The sequence below is a fragment of the Methylorubrum rhodesianum genome (genome assembly GCF_014199985.1).
GTDB lineage: Bacteria > Pseudomonadota > Alphaproteobacteria > Rhizobiales > Beijerinckiaceae > Methylobacterium > Methylobacterium rhodesianum.
Map to the genome: position 1 here is coordinate 1 of NZ_JACHOS010000031.1, position 18,366 is coordinate 18,366.

General features: G+C 64.4%; 14 protein-coding genes and 2 pseudogenes. 9 read left to right on the top strand and 7 right to left on the bottom strand.

Features of this window, described 5'->3' with window-relative positions; translation table 11 throughout:
* The first annotated feature begins 222 nt into the window (after window positions 1–222).
* The 6 genes and pseudogenes from HNR01_RS26670 to HNR01_RS27810 all read left to right on the top strand — a co-directional run.
* Entirely contained in the window at window positions 223–567 is a 345-nt protein-coding gene (locus tag HNR01_RS26670; protein WP_012455544.1) for a hypothetical protein, read from the top strand.
* A gap of 25 nt (window positions 568–592) precedes the next feature.
* Window positions 593–1,345, top strand: a complete 753-nt coding sequence (locus tag HNR01_RS26675) for an NADH dehydrogenase ubiquinone Fe-S protein 4 (protein WP_012455545.1) — start codon at window positions 593–595, stop codon at window positions 1,343–1,345.
* Window positions 1,346–1,487: 142 nt separating this feature from the next.
* Entirely contained in the window at window positions 1,488–1,892 is a 405-nt protein-coding gene (locus tag HNR01_RS26680; RefSeq protein ID WP_153876744.1) for an SPW repeat protein, read from the top strand.
* Between the two features lie 107 nt (window positions 1,893–1,999).
* Entirely contained in the window at window positions 2,000–3,196 is a 1,197-nt protein-coding gene (locus tag HNR01_RS26685) for an efflux RND transporter periplasmic adaptor subunit (RefSeq protein ID WP_012455547.1), read from the top strand.
* A gap of 238 nt (window positions 3,197–3,434) precedes the next feature.
* A complete protein-coding gene (locus HNR01_RS26690) occupies window positions 3,435–3,995 on the top strand; it encodes a phosphate-starvation-inducible PsiE family protein (protein ID WP_012455548.1) in 561 nt (186 codons plus the stop codon).
* A gap of 617 nt (window positions 3,996–4,612) precedes the next feature.
* Window positions 4,613–4,744 (top strand): annotated as a pseudogene (locus HNR01_RS27810) (SOS response-associated peptidase); the annotation flags it as partial.
* Window positions 4,745–5,135: 391 nt separating this feature from the next.
* Here the strand turns inward: HNR01_RS27810 and HNR01_RS28225 are convergent.
* Window positions 5,136–5,684, bottom strand: a complete 549-nt coding sequence (locus tag HNR01_RS28225) for a DUF6173 family protein (RefSeq protein WP_376770938.1) — start codon at window positions 5,682–5,684, stop codon at window positions 5,136–5,138.
* A gap of 182 nt (window positions 5,685–5,866) precedes the next feature.
* On the opposite strand from HNR01_RS28225, the pseudogene HNR01_RS26700 reads away from it, so the two are divergent.
* Window positions 5,867–6,133: pseudogene (locus HNR01_RS26700) on the top strand (recombinase family protein); the annotation flags it as partial.
* 269 nt (window positions 6,134–6,402) lie between these two features.
* On the opposite strand, the gene HNR01_RS26705 reads toward HNR01_RS26700, so the two are convergent.
* The 3 genes from HNR01_RS26705 to HNR01_RS26715 form a co-directional block, all read right to left on the bottom strand.
* Window positions 6,403–7,164 carry an E2/UBC family protein gene (locus tag HNR01_RS26705; protein ID WP_012455550.1) on the bottom strand — a complete coding sequence of 254 codons (762 nt, stop codon included), beginning with the start codon at window positions 7,162–7,164 and terminating at the stop codon, window positions 6,403–6,405.
* Window positions 7,157–8,578 carry an adenylate/guanylate cyclase domain-containing protein gene (locus tag HNR01_RS26710; RefSeq protein ID WP_239681613.1) on the bottom strand — a complete coding sequence of 474 codons (1,422 nt, stop codon included), beginning with the start codon at window positions 8,576–8,578 and terminating at the stop codon, window positions 7,157–7,159. Before HNR01_RS26710 ends, HNR01_RS26705 begins: the two co-directional genes overlap by 8 nt.
* 218 nt (window positions 8,579–8,796) lie before the next feature.
* Window positions 8,797–9,417, bottom strand: a complete 621-nt coding sequence (locus HNR01_RS26715; RefSeq protein ID WP_012455552.1) for an adenylate/guanylate cyclase domain-containing protein — start codon at window positions 9,415–9,417, stop codon at window positions 8,797–8,799.
* A gap of 215 nt (window positions 9,418–9,632) precedes the next feature.
* Here HNR01_RS26715 and HNR01_RS26720 point away from each other — a divergent pair, with 215 nt between their 5' ends.
* Window positions 9,633–10,508: a HesA/MoeB/ThiF family protein gene (locus HNR01_RS26720; RefSeq protein ID WP_157228243.1), complete on the top strand. Its 876-nt coding sequence runs from the start codon at window positions 9,633–9,635 to the stop codon at window positions 10,506–10,508.
* A gap of 183 nt (window positions 10,509–10,691) precedes the next feature.
* Here HNR01_RS26720 and HNR01_RS26725 read toward each other — a convergent pair whose 3' ends face one another.
* The 3 genes from HNR01_RS26725 to HNR01_RS26735 all read right to left on the bottom strand — a co-directional run bounded on the left by HNR01_RS26725 (window position 10,692) and on the right by HNR01_RS26735 (window position 15,847).
* On the bottom strand, window positions 10,692–12,722 hold the full coding sequence (locus HNR01_RS26725) for a sensor histidine kinase (protein WP_012455554.1): 2,031 nt from the start codon (window positions 12,720–12,722) through the stop codon (window positions 10,692–10,694).
* Window positions 12,710–14,080 carry a sigma-54-dependent transcriptional regulator gene (locus HNR01_RS26730; RefSeq protein WP_012455555.1) on the bottom strand — a complete coding sequence of 457 codons (1,371 nt, stop codon included), beginning with the start codon at window positions 14,078–14,080 and terminating at the stop codon, window positions 12,710–12,712. Before HNR01_RS26730 ends, HNR01_RS26725 begins: the two co-directional genes overlap by 13 nt.
* A gap of 129 nt (window positions 14,081–14,209) precedes the next feature.
* A complete protein-coding gene (locus HNR01_RS26735) occupies window positions 14,210–15,847 on the bottom strand; it encodes an OFA family MFS transporter (RefSeq protein ID WP_012455556.1) in 1,638 nt (545 codons plus the stop codon).
* A 485-nt stretch (window positions 15,848–16,332) separates the two neighbouring features.
* Here HNR01_RS26735 and HNR01_RS26740 point away from each other — a divergent pair, with 485 nt between their 5' ends.
* Window positions 16,333–18,303 carry a TonB-dependent receptor plug domain-containing protein gene (locus HNR01_RS26740; RefSeq protein WP_246417687.1) on the top strand — a complete coding sequence of 657 codons (1,971 nt, stop codon included), beginning with the start codon at window positions 16,333–16,335 and terminating at the stop codon, window positions 18,301–18,303.
* Window positions 18,304–18,366: the final 63 nt, after the last annotated feature.

Here is an 18,366-nt window from a genome sequence, read left to right on the forward strand (position 1 = left end):
CCGGGCTGCAGAATCATGCCCAACCCTGCGCTGCCTGCCAGGGTACTGGGCCGAGCCCGTCCCGCTCGATGCCATTCTGACCGAGCTGCAGGCGCCGGATGAAGGACTGATCGACCGATTGTAGTGAGGGGAAAGCCGCGGTGGCCGTTCGCGTTCGGACGCCGCGGCAATCACGAAGCAGCGCCCTGGCGAAACGGCTTCAACTAAGAAGGAAGCGATCACATGACGACCTTACACCTGAAGGATTGGCGCCGCCGGCCGACCTGGATGCAGCGCCGCTGGTTCATGGGTCCAGCACAAAATACGAATGCGGCGCTTCTGACGGACTGGCTGCTCTCTGTAAGCCTTTGCGTCTGTCTCGCATCGATCTTGCCGGCATCGACCGCGATCTGGGCGCTGTCCGGCCTGCTCTCGGTAGCAGGCTACGTCTGGCTCGCCTTTGCGATCACGCAAGCTGGTCCGCCGGCCGCAAGCCCGAACCTCACCGCCTGGGACGCAGCCCTGCTGTCGTTTGCCGCCAGCTTCGGTGTGCAGATCGCAGCGTATCTCGGAGCGTTCAGCCCCTGACCGGGCCAAGGGATGGAGAGCAACCATGCAGGAATCCGCAATCGGCATTGGACACAACAATCCGCCGGTCGGGTGCAGCCCGGCGCCCTGGCTCGCTGGCGCACGTGCGATCATACGGCGCCGCAAGCGTCCGGTCGGAACCGCCGGTCGAGCTCGCGAGAACGACTGGATCCTCAGCTTCGAGCGACGCACGCCCCCGGAGATCGACGAGCTGATGGGCTGGACCGGGGGCGACGACACCCTGGCGACCGAGGTTCGGCTGACCTTCGCCTCGAGAGCCGAAGCCGTCGCTTATGCGGAGCGCCAGGGGCTGGACTACGACGTGGAGGCTGAGCCTGAACGCATATCGCGTACCAGCTTCGTTACGCCGCAATTTTGGACCCGGTGCGGCAGGCAGGCCTTCGGTCGGCCTTTGGGTGCCCACACTCGACGTTCGGTGGGCCAGGACCTCGAGGACCACACGGCACCTGGGACGAGCAGCCCAGACCTGGAGCGTGCCCTCTTGGCCCCTGCCGCAATCTTTACGGCTCCTGAGGCTGTTCTGACCCAGCCCCAGCTGACGACAGAGTGCAAGCGGGAGATCCTCCGGCGTTGGGCCTGGGACGAGTACCTGAAGGAGGTTGCTGCCTCGGAAGGGATGGCGGGAGGCCAACCCTCCCGGCTCGAAGAGGTCAAGAGGGCCCTTCTGAGCCTGGGTGAGGTTTGGCGACCGAAGCCGAACGCGCCAGCGGCGGCCGTGCCGGTTTCACCCGATGGGGTTGCCACCATAGCTGCTTGAGCGTGCTTGGTTATGGACCGCCACCTCCGCTGCCGGAGCCGTCAGGAGCGACAGTGAAGATCATGGCTGGTTGTTCACTGAACCACCCAAACTGCCGCTCTTGAGCGGACAACATCAGCGATCTGCAAGCATGAGGCGGATCATGCGTGGGAACTGGAGAGAATACATCGAATCCTACTCATCGTGCATCATTGCACTTGCCGTGTTTCTGTTCGCGGCGCCCTGGGTCTGGGGCTACTCGAACATGCCAAGAGCGTCATGGAGCGCCTGGATCAGCGCGATGGTCGTGGCAGGCTTGGCGGTTGTATCCTGGGCTTGGCCGCCGCTGCGGGCGGAACGTGCCAACCTATTCGGCGGCCTCTGGTTGATCCTCGCCCCTTGGGCTCTGCACTTCACCGAAAGCTCCAGCGCGTTCTGGACACATGTCTGCGTGGGGGGCGGTGTCATGGCGTTTGCAGCAGCGGAAGCTTGGCTCCTGCACCGCGCCGGCCCGTCGGCAATTCAGCCGCGTCACCCTTCTGATTTGAGCGGCTCATATCGCTCATAGAGATGGGATCGATGCTGTTCCGAGCCCGCAGTGTCAGGAGCCAGGAGCGACCGGGGTCTTCAAGCGCCGGTGACGACTAGAGAGGCCACGAGAGATACAGTGCTACCATGATCAAGCCGCGGAGTCTTATTGCATGCGTGCTCATGATCGCGCTCTCGGCCTGCAATCAGAAGCAGGCCGTAGCCCCGTTGCCGGCCGGCTTGCCGGAGGTAAGCATCGTCACTGTTCGGGCGCAGCCGGTCCCATACGTGAGAAGCCTTCCCGGCCGGGTCGCTCCGCTTCGGGTCGCGGAGGTGCGCTCCCGAGTTTCCGGACTCATAATCAAGCGTCTGTTCGAGCAAGGCAGCCACGTCAAGGAAGGCGACATCCTCTACAAAATCGATCCGGCTCCCTACGAGGTCGAGCTCGCGCGAAGCGAGGCGGAACTGGCCAAAGCCGAGGCAGCCCTCACCCTCGCGACACAGCAGGCGGACCGCCTTGGGCTTCTTCTCGCGCGAGGTACCGCGAGCCAAGCGCAGTATGATGGTGCCTCCGCGGCACAGAAGCAGGCTCAGGCGGAAGTCGCAGCGGCGAAGGCCATGCGCGATAGGGCCAAGTTGAACCTCGGCTACACCGACGTACGCGCTCCCATCTCGGGTCGTATTGGGCGAGCGCTGCTCACGGAGGGTAATCTCATCGAGCAAGGCAGCGGGCAGGTGTTCGCCACCATCCAGCAGCTCGATCCGATCTACGTCGACATCACTCAGTCGGTCGGTGAACTGAACAAGATCCGGCGCGACCTTGCGAGAGGCGAGCTACTAAGCCTTGCGAACGATGTCGCCAATGTCGAGCTCATCTTGGACGATGGAACGGTCTATGGCCAAACCGGCAAACTCCTATTCTCCGATGTGACGGCCGATCCGAGCACCGGCCAAGTCACCATGCGCGTGCTGTTCCCCAATCCCCGGGACGAGCTGTTCCCTGGCATGTACGTGCGGGCGCGCCTTCCGCAGGGCATCGACGCGGACGCCATCGTCGTTCCTCAGCAGGCGGTGCACCGCACCAGCGACGGCAAGCCTGAGGTTTGGGTCGTCCGCGACGGTGATAAGGTCATCCTCCATCCAGTGGAGGTCGGGCCGGTAACCGACGAGGGGTGGATCGTCCGCGAAGGCCTCAAGTCAGGCGACCGCGTCGTCGTCGAGGGATTCCAGAAAATCAGTCCAGGAACACAGGTGAGACCCGTGGAATGGAAGCTCGTCCTCCCCGGCGGAACCGAGTTTGTTCCGCCTGAGAGTACCCTCTCTGAGACAGCGCTGCAGTATTGATACGGCACTGACGCAGGGAGCCCAGCCGGCGTGTCGTATCCACGACCTTCAAATCGCGAGGCTAGGAAGCGGTCGCCTTGTCTCAGCCCGTACTGGCCTATGACAAGCCGCCGTGTTTGCCACTCTCGGGGACGAGGGGATGCTGCAGGGCCGGATGGAGCCGGCATGCTCTGCCCTAAGTTCGAGTGCATAACGGAAGATCGTGTTCTCGGTAGAGAAGGCACGAAGGAGTTAGCGGGTGGACCGACGTACGACCGAAGATACAACCGATCTAAATCAGGGCCAAAGGCGCTTTCCCTTCTCGCGACACGTCTCGGCGGCGGCCGACACGCTGCGGGACACGCGCAAGGCGTGGCCAGGCCTGAGCCTCTACGAGCGTTTCGAAGAGGGGATCGTCGTGGTTCTGACCGGCCTCATCGGCCTCGTCATCATCGCGGCCGTGATCAATCTTTGCTTCCGCGTTGTGCTGCTGGTTGTCTACGGCTTGCTCGACCCGGCCGAGCACAGCGTGTTCCAGGCCGTCTTCGGCATGATCTTTACGGTGCTGATCGCGCTCGAGTTCAACCACTCGATCCTCAGCGTGCTGCATCGCCAGGAGAGCATCATCCAGTTGCGCACGGTCATCCTGATCGCGCTGCTGGCGCTCGCCCGCAAGTTCATCATCCTGGATGCCAGCAAGACCGAGCCTCTGACCATCATCGGATTGGCGGCCGCCGTCCTGGCGCTTGGCGCCGTCCACTGGCTGGTGCGGGACCAGGACCGCAAGGACACGCAGGCGAGGAGCGAGAGCCCTTCCTAGCGCCTAGTGTCTGCCAGATCTATCAAGTAGCATGCCGGACGTGCGAAACTTAGATGCGGCACAAGACGTCAAAACGGTGCTTCTGGCACACGCAATCCCGAGCTTCTATGCGCCGCGCGCATCTCGGAACCCCTCGCTTTATTCACAGTACTGGCAACAACCTCCGCCGTTGCTCAAAGCTTCGTGAACTCGGACCTCGATAGCGACAGCGGCATGCCAAGGGACACGGCGCGAAGCCGCCGTTTGAACGTGGGTGAAGAACCTGGCCCATAGCGCGTCCCTCCACTCCAGCGTGAAGACTGCACCATCAAACCCTGAGATCAAACATCTAGAATTGTTGGCTTTTGCTGTCCTCTGCCTCGCCGCAACGCTCGATTGGATCAAGTGACAACAGGCCCCAGCGGGCGCGCAGTCGCCCGCCTATTGGTTATCGCCTCGGAGTCGGCAGCGGGCCCGGATTCTTCGGTTCCGACCGCGCAGCCGTCGGGAGCTTGTCCATTGCCTTCGGCACTGAGCTCGTCGGGACAGCTATGAACAAGAGCCAGCCCCAGCCTTCCCTTTGGCGTGCAGGCAGATCAGTCGCACACAGCACGCAAATGATCGGCAGCGCGTTCGCCAAGGATGGCGAGACAACGGACGACCTCTATGCCTTCCTTACGAGCGAGCCGAATGCCGAGGTTGGCGCAGGTCACCCGAAGGCTATGCCGGTGACCATGAGGACGGACGAGGTGATTTTGCGCTGGTCCCGCTTCCTGCCAGCGGGCGAGGTCGTCGGCGATGCTCTCTGGCGTTCCGACGATTCGGGTGTTGTAGGCGTAGGCGTTGCCGATATCGGCTACCGTCGCCCGCTTGCCGGGATTCGCCTCCTCGAAGAAGTGCACCAGTCCCTGAACACCCTGAATGTCGAGTTCGTCGACGGGCTTGTCGGGCGGCAATAGCCCGAGATCGATGCCGAGATCGCGGCTGATATGGGCGAGCAGGCCGTCGGTGCTGCGATAGGCGTCCATCTTATGGCACAGACATGGCTGATTGTGATGCAATGACGCCGCTGGACAACGCTGCATATTGCACACATTTAAGATTTATTCAGTTTGCATCTTTCGTAATTTTGCAAGGATAGTCCGACTATCCAATCAAGTATCAGTCGCCGGCAACAAAACCAATTCGTGCCGGCTCGGTGTTAATTTTAGGTAGTGCGATCAATGCTATGTTTACCTGCGTATGATGTTTTACCAAATGGATTGGATGTCCGTCGAACATGCCTTCGAATATTATGAGGCTCCCAGATTGGCTGATGCGTCTTACGTGGAATGTTCTGCCTCCTGCATCGGAGACGAAATAGGCTCCGATCTCGTGCATGTGATCCAGTGAGAGTTCGAATATGCGGACTGCATTGATTAGGGCAATGAATGTATGTTTGCTGGCTGCGTTCTCATCCGACGACTTTTTCTGCTCATGCGATTCTCTTGATATATCTGTCTGTTCTTTGACCTCTGATTTGTTATAATTGCTTGATATAAATTGCATGTGCCCGCTCTCGATGTATGGCGCCAGATGTTCTGCGACCTGCCAGTGCAGATTGCCGTGATTGCATGACCGATTGATGTACGAGGATATGAACTGTCTATGGTCTGCTGGAGACCGAGAGAGCATGTTGTTATACGTACGTAAACAGTGTTGGCACCACATCTGCCCCTCGTGGATTATTGTCAGACTGTGCAACAGCGTGCGCCCGGGGTGTCCATAAAACGAACGTTTAGGTGACACTCGGCGCGGACCCTTCCCCGGCCCTCAGAACGTCGCTGTTTCTGTCACCTAAGTATGTTACATTTTCTATTGTAACTAAAACGCATTCATGCGACTATCGTGACATGCTGATCGGCTACGCGCGCGTCTCCACCGAGGACCAGAACCTGGACCTGCAGCGCGATGCCCTGAAGGCCGCTGGCTGCACCTAGATCTTCGAGGAGAAGGAGAGCGGGCGCGCCGGCACCAAGCGCCCGGCCCTCGAGGCTGCCCTCGACTTCCTGCGCGCCGAGGATCAGCTGGTGGTCTGGAAGATCGACCGCCTTGGCCGCTCCCTCCGCGAAATGCTCGACACCGCCCACATGCTTCAGGAGCGCGGGGTCAAGCTGCGGATGTGATGGGGGCCGAGGAACGCGAAATCGCTGCCCGGATATGGTGAAAGCGTTGTTGCAATCGCAATAGATATAGGCGCTATGCAGTTATATTGTGGCAGCCTACCGATCCAAGGTGTGGAGGATCGACCGATCGACAATCGACGCCCTCGCCGGGGAAACCAGGGCCCTTTGGTACGAGACCGTCGCGCGGGCCCTGGTCGCGAAACTCGACGAGGCGAGCCTGCAGAGGGCGAGCCAGGCGCGGGATCTCAACAGGGGTGACCGGGCTATCGCGCGCTTGGTCTGCCCGGAAGGAGACGCGGTGCCTCGCCGCCACACCTCTCCACCAAGACCTGCACGTCCCGCGCCGTCCTCGGGTACTCGGACGGCAGCATCGGCCGGTCGAGCCACACGAGCAGGCCCTTTTGCAGTCGCGACGGGCGGAGGACCTTGTCTCCATAACGGTTCCGCAGCCAACCCGTGACCTGCTCCTCGGTGTCTCCGAGCAGGCGGATGCCCGTGGTCTGCCAGACGGCGATCTCGCGTGACGGCCGCTCTATCCGCAGGATGCTCGTCAGGCGTCCGTCCGAGGCGTTCCGATCGTAGCGCCAGTAGGTGAGGAACTCATCGAGGAAGTCCCTCTCCGCCATGCCCCCTTCTAAGAGGTCCCGAACGAGGGTGCAGCTCTTTCCGAGCAGCCGGACCACCACTCCGGCCGGATCGTCGGGATCGAATTCGCTCATGTTGGCGAGTAGGCACAGACTGCCATCGCGCTCGACGTGGGGCCACGTGAGGAACGGCGGCCGTTCCAGCAGGCCGAACTGCGGTCGTACGAGCGGGAAACCCTCGGGTATCAGCACGTCGATGTGCCGTGGATGCGGTTCGCCGAAGTCGACGGGCAGTCGCCAACCCGACTTTATCCGGAAACGGTGGTGGTATGCGGCGAGGGCCCTTCGTCCCAACGGTGTCGGGTCGACACCGTGCAGGTCCCGGAGGCACTCGCGAACCCTCTCGACAGCCGCATGCCGCCGGATCGACGCCTCATGCATGGCGTCCGCTGCCTCGCTCCCGCACAGATCCGGCAGCGGTCGCGCCCTGGGAGATCAGCAGGCCGGACGAGAGCGCCGCCGGCCTCGCCACCGACGGGGCAGGGGCCGGCGTGACGACGTGACCGGCCCGGTCGTGGTCCATGTCATAGACCGGTCCGGCCTCGAATGCCCGCCTGACCGCCGGGGAGGCGTTGGCGAGTGCGTTCGGCCCGAGGGCAGTCTGCCGTCCGTTCAGGTCGGACTGGATGGCCTCGGAGGTCGAGACTGCCTTGCTGGTGGCGCAACGGACGCTCCTGTCGCCCCGGATGCCCACCCTGCTGACCGGGGTCTCCCCGAACTCCGAGCCTATTGCGATGCCCATCTCGCGGATGCCGGGCAGCGTCGCCTTGCAGAGGTTGAACGAGGAGCGAAGGCCCCCGGAGAGCATGACGGCGGCGTCCACCGTACTCGCCGGCTCGGTCGCCAGCCGCGTGCCCACGGCCACAAGCCCGTGGAGGCAATCGCCGATGAAGCGTACCTTCCTGGCGCCGAAGTCGTCCCGGGCGCAGGCCGCCAGCTCGCCCCGGATGACGTGCAGGTTCGCCGTCATCTCGGCGATGCGTCGACCCCTGATGCACGCGTCCACGTAGGCGGTGAAGCCGGATAGATCGGCGAAGACCGAGGCGAGCCCCATCCTGATCGAACGGCTCGGCATCAACTCGGCGAAGTCGATGGTCTTGAGCGGCGGCTCGTGGCGGTGGAAGCGGAACGTCGCCTCGGGGGAGGTGAGCGCGGTCAGATCCATGTCCGTTTGCAGAGCGCGGACCGCGGCGAGCACCCGTGCCCGGATCGGCGCCGGATCGAGGCCGGACCACGCTTGGCCGTAGCCCGCGTTGGCAAGCCCGTATTGACGGTCCTCCGCGAGCGAGGTGGAGCGCTCCGAGGCCCAGCCGACGCTTGGTTCGCCCAGAACCTCGCGGGCGCGGTCGCTGAGATAGATGCCGGGATGGTCACCCTCTGCCAGCTTGGCTGCGTGGTTGGCCGGGCTGCCGAGGAAGAGCGGCTCCATATCCGCGCCCCGACCGCTGCTCACGGCGACCGCACGCCCCGTGTCGATACCAATCCTGACCCGGGTCTGGAGGCGGGCGCCGCCGATGTTCTGGCCGGCGGCCTCAATCGTCTCCTTCAAGGTCACTGCGAATGCGACGGCCCGGAGGACGCGTTGGCGCTCGTCCCCGACGGGCGTCACCAGGACGGCGTGCAGCCGGGGGCCGTGGTAGTCGACGCGCTGCGCCTCGAACTCCTCCACGACCCTATCAGTTGCCGAGTAGTGGAGGTGCAGGAACTGTAGGACGCGCTTATGGCTGGCTTCGGTCTCGCGGCCCTGATCCTGAAGCCGATCGTGGTAGTCGAGCAGCTGGACGTAGACGTGCACACCATCGACCAGAACCGCGCGGTTCCGGGGGACGGCAAAGATAGGCGACTCATCGAAGCCGAGCCTCTTGCCGCGGGCCTGCGCGTCCCGAACACGCTGCAAGAGGTACGTTTGGTCAAAGGTTCGCACGTCGATGGCCGACTGCGGTACGGTCGTCATGAACCGCGCGATGCGGTTTCGGCTTCGGATCGGATCCCAGGCCATGTCGGCACCCAAGGCTAATTCGAGGACAGGAAGGCGACGAAGCGCTTGCGGTGCTTGTCGAAGAATTCGACCGGGCTCGGCAGAAAGGAGGCGCGAACGTCATTGGGGAGTAGCTCGAAGACCGCGTCGCTGACGCGGACGCGCCCGCCCGACTGTTGGGTGTCGGGCTTGAACTGCTCGTATCGCGCCGCCTCGTTGACGGGTTGGCCGACGATGGTGAAGGCGATGCGGTCGCCGCCACCGAAGTCGCCGACGGATACCTCCCCCAGGTGCAGGCCGATCCGGATGCCTACTGGCGCCGAGGCTTCCGCTGCTGCCGCCTGGACGCGGCGGGCGGCCTCGAGCGCCGCCCTTGTGGCTCCGGCAACGCCCTTACTGAGGCGAGGGGCGTCCGGGCATAGCCAGAAAGCCATCACCGCATCGCCCATATGCTTATCGACCTGCCCGTTCGACCGCTGAATCTCCTCCACCTGCGGGTCCGTAAGCCGACGGAGGGTGGCTCCCACCTCGACGGCGTCCCGCCCCTCGGAGTGGGCGGAGAAGCCCGAGAGGTCGCTGAACCAGATCACGGCCATCCTCTTGACCGGCGGGATGGCCTCCGCGCCATTGAGTAGGATGGCGCTGGTCGCCTGCACTCCTATCGGACCTCGTCTCCGCGCGGCAGGACAGCATCGTCACGGTCATCGCCGCGGAGGGACGGTTCGGCCCTGGGATCGTGACGGCCGCTATCGCATCCCCGCGGGGCGCACGCAGCTGCGGCGGCTCGACAGCGCCACTTTACGACGGCTTCCGGCCCTCACGCCTGCCGAGCAGACTGCTGGCACGGCGATACCTTGGCAGCGATCCCGTCGTGCGCGACGAGCCGGCGCGAGCGGATGCCCCTTGGATCCACGGTCGAGGGCATGATCTGCGGACGGAACGGCTGACAGGCGCGACGGTCACGGTCATGGGCTGTGGATCGGTTGGCGCGCCGGTGGCGGTCGCGCTCGCGCAGGCGGGCGTCGGGCACCTGAATCTTGTCGACCATGATGCACTTGATTGGGCCAACGTCGGACGCCATCCGCTCGGCGCCGCCTGCGTGCGCGCGAACAAAGCGGAAGGGCTGGCCTCGAAGCTGCGGATCGACTACCCGCACGGGAGGTTCGATGCCTTCCCGGTCATGGCGCAGGCGATGTTGGCCGTCGATGAAGGAACGCTCCGGGGAAGTCACCTCGTCGTGTCGGCGATGGGGGATTGGCGCACGGAAAGCCAACTCAATGACTGGCAGTGCCGGCTGGGCAGGCCGATGCCCGTCATCTACGGCTGGACCGAGGCGCACGCTGTCGCGGGGCATGCGGTGGCCATCACGCCTGGGGGTGGCTGCCTCAGGTGCGGGCTCGACCGGACGGGGGCACCCCATTTCCGGGTGGCAGCTTGGCCCGACGAGCGGGCAGTCGCTTTTGAAGAGCCCGCTTGCGGCGCCCACTATCAGCCGTACGGGCCTGTCGAGCTCGGGTTCGTCACGTCGCTGGTCGCCCAGTTGGCCCTGGACTGCCTCCTGGGGAAGGTAACGCGTCCGTGCCATAGGATTCATGCCGCGCGGCGTGCTTCGCTCACCGAGGCGGGCGGCCGTTGGTCCGACCGGTGGATCGACCAGTACCCCACCATGACCGAGGGTGGAGTGCAGGTCGAGCGGGAATGGCTATCCGGAACCTGCGCGGCGTGCTCGGCATCCAAGGTCGCGTGACGGGTATCGAGTAGCTGGCAAAGTAGGTCGGGCGGCTGTACTGCCGCATGTATTTTGCTCGTCGAACGATGTCGATCGCGACCCTGCTCAGAGCAATCTAGACATAGATTACAGCTTTTTTGCCGAAGTGTATGATGAGCCGCCTCAACGTCGATCTACACTCATGAAGACAGATGGCGGACATCAATGCGGACGACGAACCGCCGGAAGCCAGATCACGAAGATCGATCCTCGCTCAAGCTCGCTGTGGACCGTGATTGTACCGCCGTAGCGGGCGATCAGCGTGTAGCTGATGGAAAGGCCTAGTCCTGTACCCCCGTGCGTACGGGTGGTGAAGAAGGGGTCAAAAATTTTGCGCAGCCGGTCGGCAGGGATGCCGACGCCGGTATCCGAAACCTCAATCGCGACACCTTCGCGCCCGGAGTAGTCGTTGTCCTGCGTCTTCAGACGGAGCAGGCCGCCCTCGGGCATGGCGTGAATGGCGTTGACCATGAGGTTGATTACGACCTGCTGCAACTCGGTCCGGCTGATCTCCACCGTGCGGGTCGCGGTATCCTCTCTCTCGATCGCGACGTCGGCGCGTTCGAGGAGATGGCGAACGAGCACCAGGCAATCTGTGACGACCTCGGCCGGCACGACCGTCTCGACATAGCCCGCATACTCGTCCGGGCGGGCGAACTGCAGCAGGCGCGTGACGATCATGTTCACCCGGTGGACCTGCTGATCGATCAGGTCGAACTCGGTCCGGACTTCGTCCGCCGCGGGTCCGAGAGCCTCACGTGCAACCTCAAGGTTGCCCTGAATCACAGCGATCGGATTGTTGATCTCATGAGCGACGCCGGCCGTAATCTCGCCGATCGAGGCGAGCTTCTCAGACATCACGAGTTGGCGACGGGTCTCCTCGAGCTGGCGCGTGCGCTCCTCAACGCGGGCATCGAGTTCGCGCGCGAACGCACGCAATTCAGCGTCGCGCGTCTGAAGTCGCTCCAGCAACTCGTCGAAGCGGCGCGCCACGAGCCCAATCTCGTCTCCGCTTGGGACGGTCCCGATCCGTGCGCCGAGATCGCCGGCATCGACGGCTGCGATCGTTCGGTTCATTTGTTCCAGTGGCTTGAAGATCGCTCGAGCGAGGCGGAGCAGGAACGGTATCGTCACGAGGGCGGCAAGCGCGAATGCCGCTACCACCGCCGCCACCATCGCCCAGCGCGCCAGACGGAACGGCTGTTCGAGGAAACCGACATAGAGCATGCCGACCCGGTGGCCGGTGCTGTCTGTCACGGGCTCGTAGGCTGAGATGTAGCGGTCGTTCACCACGAAGGCGCTGTCGAGCCAAACGCGGCCCCGGCCGAGCACGGCGTCGCGCACCTCTTTCGAGACACGGGTGCCGAGAGCGCGGCGGTTGCCGAACAGCCGCACGTTGGTCGCGACGCGTACGTCGTCGAGAAACAGCGTCGCCGTGCCCTGGCCGCCGCCGGGGAGATCAGCATGGGCGTAGATCAGGTCGTTGAGAGTGTCGACGAAGCCGAGATTGCCGTTCAGGAGCGAGCCGCCGACGAGGGCGCCCGTACGCGCCCCGCCTCTGCTGTCGGGCAGCGGCGCGGGACTGGCTGAATGAATCACGAGGCCCCGTGTCTCGACGGCGCGGTCGGTCTCAGCCGCGGCCGGCGTCGGCACGAGATCGAGGCGAGCGCGCACCGCCAGACCGGGTGAGACCGCGTCCATTGCATTAGCGTCGAACACGTCGATCGCAGTCTCCCGCTTACCTTCGAGCGCGGCGCGGACGACCCGCCATCCTGCACTGCCCGCAGGTCTGGCTCCGGCCGGCGAGGCGGCTAGGACCGTGCCGTCGGCGGCCGTGAGATAGAGGAAATCGAGCCCGAGTGCCTTCCGCCTCTCTTCGAGGAGGGTGTCGAGCCCGTCCGCGCGGGCGGCTTCCGCGAAGGCTGCCGACTGCCCGAGGGCTGCAATCTGCTCATCGCCGCGCTCCATGATGCGGCGCAGATACTGGCGGGCGATGATTAGGTCGTCGTGTGCCTTGGAGACGAGCAGCGCGTCGAATTGCCCGAGCCACCAAAATAGGGCGAAGCCGAGGACGACGGGAAGTACCGCCCCCATCGGCAGCAGGGCGATGGCGAGCAGACGGGTCCGGACGGAGCGCAGACGCCAGCGGTTCGTGGATGGCTCACGCGGACCCGGATCGCTCACACATTCCATTCCGCGCATTTGCGGTCGAGGGTTTTGCGCGAGACACCGAGCCGGCGCGCAGCCTCGGCGCGATTTCCCTCGGAGGCGGCGAGCACTCGCAGGATATGGCGCTTCTCCACCTCGGCAAGATCGTCGGTCCGGGGCTCGGCCGTCGGTCCGGAGTCGGGCTCGCCGAATGTCCCGAGGATCAGGGCACGCTCGATCCGGTTGCGAAGCTCGCGGGCGTTGCCAGGCCACGGATAGGCCTCGAAGCGCTGCAGCACGCTCAGCGGGATCGGCAGCGGTGGCAGGCCGAGTTGAGCCGAGAGTTGGTCCATGAACATCCGCGCGAGCGGTTCGATGTCCTCTACGCGCTCGCGCAGCGGCGGCAGGTGGATACGGACGACGTCCAGCCGGTAGTAGAGGTCGGCCCGGAACTGTCCGCCGGCGACTCGCTCGGCGAGGTCGGCATTGGTCGCCGCGATCAGGCGAACGTCGATCGGGATTTCGCGGTCGGAGCCGACGGGCCGGACTTTGCGGTCCTCGATCACCCGCAGGAGCTTCGCCTGCAGCGCGAGAGGCAATTCGGCGATCTCGTCGAGGAAGAGCGTGCCGCCCTGGGCGTAAAAGAAGAGACCTTCCCGCGAGGAAGCGGCGCTGGTGAAGGCGCCCTTCACATGGCCGAACAGCTCGCTCTCGATGATGTCGGCGGCGATGGCTCCGCAATTCACCGGTACGAACGGCCGGTCGGCGAAGGCGGACAACTCGTGCAGGGCACGCGCCGTGACCTCCTTGGCCGTCCCCGACTCGCCGGTGACGAGCACGGTGCTGCGGGTCGCCGCGGCGCGGGCGACGAGATCGCGGGTGCGCACCATCTGCGCTGAGGTGCCGACGATACGCTCGGCGGCCTGGGACCGGTCCGGCGGAGCCAGTTGACGGCGTAGAACGAAGTTCTCCCGTCGCAGGGCCGAGCGGTCGAGGCAGCGCACGACGGCGTTGAGGATCTGCTTGGTGCGGAACGGCTTGAGCACGAAATCGGCTGCGCCCGCCCGTACAGCCTCGATCGCGGTTTCGAGATCGGCAAAGGCAGTGATCAGGATCACCTCCGTGAACAGGCCGTCGCGTCGCAGATCCGCGAGCCAGGACAGGCCCGTGCGTCCACCCAGGATGTTGTCGAGGATGATGAGGTCGAAGCTGCTCGCCTCGATCAGCCGGCCCGCGGCGCTCGTATCGCCGACCGCCTCGACCCGGGCGCAGCGCGGCGCCAGCGTCCGGACGAGGAAGTTGCGCATGCCGGGCTCGTCGTCGACGACAAGGATCTGCGCCTTGGCGAGCCACGGGTCGCTGGTCGCAACGGAAGCGTCTGTCGCGCTTGGGCCGTCTGTCATGGAACTGCGATTGGGCCAGCGGGAGGGTCTGCCGCAAGCAGTCCCGGAGCAATGCCTGCTTAGAGGAATTCCCTCCCGATGGCGATGCGCTGACCCGCCGGCGAAGGGCCGGCGGGTTGCAGGGGCGCGTCAATGCAATAGGATTGCCGTCTTCTGTAGCGTGATCAGCACGCCGACCGCCAGCGGCACGCCCACTGCCGCCCAGGCCAGCCCAACGAGCACGGGCGACGCCGTGCGCTCGGCTGTCGGCGTGGCGGCGAGCGAGGCTTGGGTCGCCGGGCGCAGAGCGGCAGGCGTCCCCTTCTCATCCGCCATGTAATGGCGCGCCGCGACCGGCCGGACCAAGAGGTTGCAGATCAGGCCGAGGACCAGGAGCCCGGCCAGGATGTACATGGTCTGATTATAGGCCTGCGCATTGGGCAGGCCCGCGGCGATCTGGTACTCGCGCAGGTAGTTCACGAGCACCGGGCCGAGGATGCCCGCCGTCGCCCAGGCGGTGAGGAGCCGTCCGTGGATCGCGCCGACCATCTTGGTCCCGAACATATCGGCGAGATAAGCCGGCACCGTGGCGAAGCCGCCGCCATACATCGAGATGATGATGCCGACCGCAAGCACGAAGAACAGCGTCGTGCCCAGACCCGCGAGTGTCGGCACCGCGGCGTAGAGCACCATGCCGAGGAGGAAGAAGATCGCGAAGGTGAGCTTGCGTCCGAGCTTGTCCGAGGAGGTCGCCCACAGGAAGCGTCCGCCGATGTTGCACAAGCTGAGCAGCCCGGTGAAGCCCGCCGCGATGGCGGCGATCTGCGCCTTCTGCGCGGCGTCGAGCTGGCCGAAGGGGATGTCGAGCCCGATCAGACGGCCGCCGAACATCTCTTGCAGCATCGGCGAGGCCATGCCGATGACGCCGATGCCGGCCGAGACGTTGAGGCACAGCGCCGCCCAGATCAGCCAGAATTGCGGGGTGCGGGTCGCGACACCGAGATCGACGTTGCGGGACGAGACCATCGCGCTCTTGGTGGTCGCGGGCGGTGTCCACCCGGCCGGCTTCCAGTCCTCGCGCGGCACCCGGTAGCCGAGTGCGCCCGCCGTCATGAACACGGCGTAGATGAGAGCCATCGCCACGAAGGTCTGCCAGACGCCGACGGAGGTCGGGCTCGCGAACTGGCGCATCAGCCAGTCGGCCAGGGGCGCGCCAATCATCGCGCCGCCGCCGAAGCCCATGATCGCCATGCCGGTGGCCATGCCGCGCCGGTCCGGGAACCACTTGATCAGCGTCGAGACCGGCGAGATGTAGCCGAGGCCGAGCCCGATGCCGCCGATGACGCCGGAGCCGAGCCAGAGCATCCAAAGTTGGTGCAGGTAGACGCCGAGCGCGGAGATCAGCAGGCCGCCACACCAGCACAGAGCTGAGACGAGGCCCGCCTTACGCGGCCCGGCGCGCTCCAGCCAGCCACCCCAGATCGCCGCGGAACAGCCGAGCAGCACGAAGAACAGCGTGTACATCCATCCGAGCTGGCTGATCTTCCAATCGCACCCCGTCGCGACCAAGGACCCGAAGAAGCCCATCTCGGCCGGGCAAGCGACCGGCTGAGTGATGCCGACGGCGCGCGAGAGCGGCAGCCAGAACACGCTGAAGCCGTAGGCCATGCCGATGCAGAGATGGATCGCGAGGGCGGCCGGCGGCACCAGCCAACGGTTAAAACTGGGCGCGGCGACCGTGCGCTCACGACTGAAAAAGCCGGGCTCGGCGGCGATGCTGACAGACATGGATCCTCCTGGGGCGATTCCTCGAGGTGCGGTCTTCGCCGCACTTCGGGAACCCCGACAGCAATGTCCGAGCCACTCACTACATTGATTGATTTATCAATTCTCCACAGAGACTTAAGCAAAACTGCCGCCATGGAATAGCTGGACAATTTGTCCACTTCGCCCATTCGGAAAGGCTTCATGGGTGGACAAAATGACCGTGCCGCCAGTCGTCCAGGGTGAGCATTTGCTCGTTGTGCGATGGCGATGAAGCGCGGGGGAGGCCTCTGAACCCCGCCATGTGTTTCGAAGGAGCCCATGGCGATCAGTCCCGACCTGTTTCGAAGTGCTCCTCGCCACGTCGAGATCGCCTTTAGGGCGACCCTGTTGCAAGGCTGCAACGTCCGAATCGCTATATTTATTCGTATATAGCCAAGCCTGCTGGAACGTCCAAGAACGGCCGGCGGCGATAGATCCTTGCCATCGACGCCCCCAGAGAAGGGTAGATGTCCATCGTGCGCTCTATTCCAGCCGTTGTGTCCGCGTTCGTAGCTGTCAGCGTCGCGCCCATCAGCACCGATGCGATTGCTCAAGACATTGCATTGGAGGAAGGCCGGCGGCCGAAAGCCTTGCGCGTCGTACCAACGGACAGGGCACCCATCGGCACCTTCGAGCTCGGAGAACTCTCGACCGTACTCTCCGAAATTTCCGTCAGCGGGAGCGGACGCGAAAGTGGCGGACTACCGACGCCGTCTCAGAGCGTCGTCACAGCGCGTGACGTCTACACCTTCAACAAGAACACACTGGATGATGCGCTGACCGTGGTTCCGGGCGTGAGCGCGGCCAATTCCGGCGGCAGCCGCAACGAGCGGCTGATCTTCGTGCGCGGCTTCGACCGCTTTCAGGTGCCTCTCTCGATCGACGGCATCCGCGTCTACCTGCCGGCGGACAACCGGCTTGATTTCGGGCGCTTCCTCACGCCGGACCTCGCCGAGATCCAGGTGCAAAAGGGCTACGTCACCGTGCTGAACGGCCCCGGCGGCATGGGAGGCGCGATCAACCTCGTCACCCGCAAGCCGGTGCGGGCGGCGGAAGCCGAGTTCCGCACCGGCGTCGAGGTTGGCAATCGCGGCATCCCGACGGCCTTCACCGGCTTCGGACTGATCGGCACGCGCCAGGAAAACTATTACCTTCAGGCCAGCGGCACGATCCGCGACAGCAACGGCTGGTTCCTGTCGCAGGGTTTTCGCCCCGTACCGATCGGCAACGGCCCGCCGATCGAGGATGGAGGTCGGCGCGACTTCTCGGCGGTCGACGATTACCGCGTCAACCTGAAGGCCGCACTCACACCGAACGCCACGGACGAGTACTCCCTAAGCTACACAAAGCAATCGGGCGCCAAGGGGGCTCCATACTCGGTGTTCGAGCCCGTCAGCGGCATCACGCCGATGCCGCTCCCCCGGGGGACCGCCTTCCAGCGCGATTGGCGATGGCCCTACTGGGACATCGACAGCCTGTACTTCCTGTCACGCACGGCGATCGGCGATAAGTCCTACCTGTTGGGTCGGGCCTACCACAACAGCTTCAACAATCTACTCTCGGCCTTCGACAATGCGAGCTTATCTAGTCAGCGCCTGCCACGCTCCTTCGACAGTTTCTACGACGACACTGCCTATGGCGGCAGCATCGAGTTCGGCACCGAGCTGATCCCGCTCAACACCCTCAAGTTTGCCGCGCATTACCGCCGCGATACCCATACCGAGCGCCAGTTCCCGGCCCCAGGTCTGCCGAGTTCGGTGATCGAGCCGCGCCAGACGAGCCAGGAAGATACCTACTCCGTCGCCGTCGAGAACACCTTCCACGCGACGGACCAACTCGATCTCGTGGCCGGCCTCAGCTACGATCGCAACGCGCTACGCAGGGCGCAGGACTACAACGCGAGCACGCGCGCGCTGTTCTCCTATCCGCTGGGCAGCACCGACGCGGTCAACTGGCAGACGGCCGCAATTTACCGAACCAGCGAGACAGGTCGGGTTCATGCCAGCGTCTCCTCACGGACTCGCTTTCCGAACCTGTTCGAGCGCTTCAGCACCCGATTCGGTGACGCTGTCCCCAATCCTGATCTCCGGCCGGAGCGAGCCACGAACTACGAGGTCGGCTGGTCCGAGCTGTTCTTGGGATCCCTACGGCTCTCGCCGGCAGTGTTTTACAGCGACATCGAGGACGCGATCCAATCCGTCAGCATTGGCAATAACCAGATTCAGAACCAGAACGTCGGCACTGGGCGCACCTACGGCTATGAAGTCGCCTCGGAGCTGACGCTCTCGCCAGAGCTGTTCGTGGGCGCGAACTACACCTTCTTGATTCGCGAGCTGAACGATCCTCTGCGGCCTGCCCTGAAACCGACCGGCACACCGCGCCATCAGGCCTTCGTCTGGGCCACGTTGGGTATCGGCGTGGAAAAAGGACCCGGCTGAGGGGCTGATCGGCGTCCAATAGGGACCCACCCCGCCCCCGTGCATCTCTTGCTCCCTACCGCT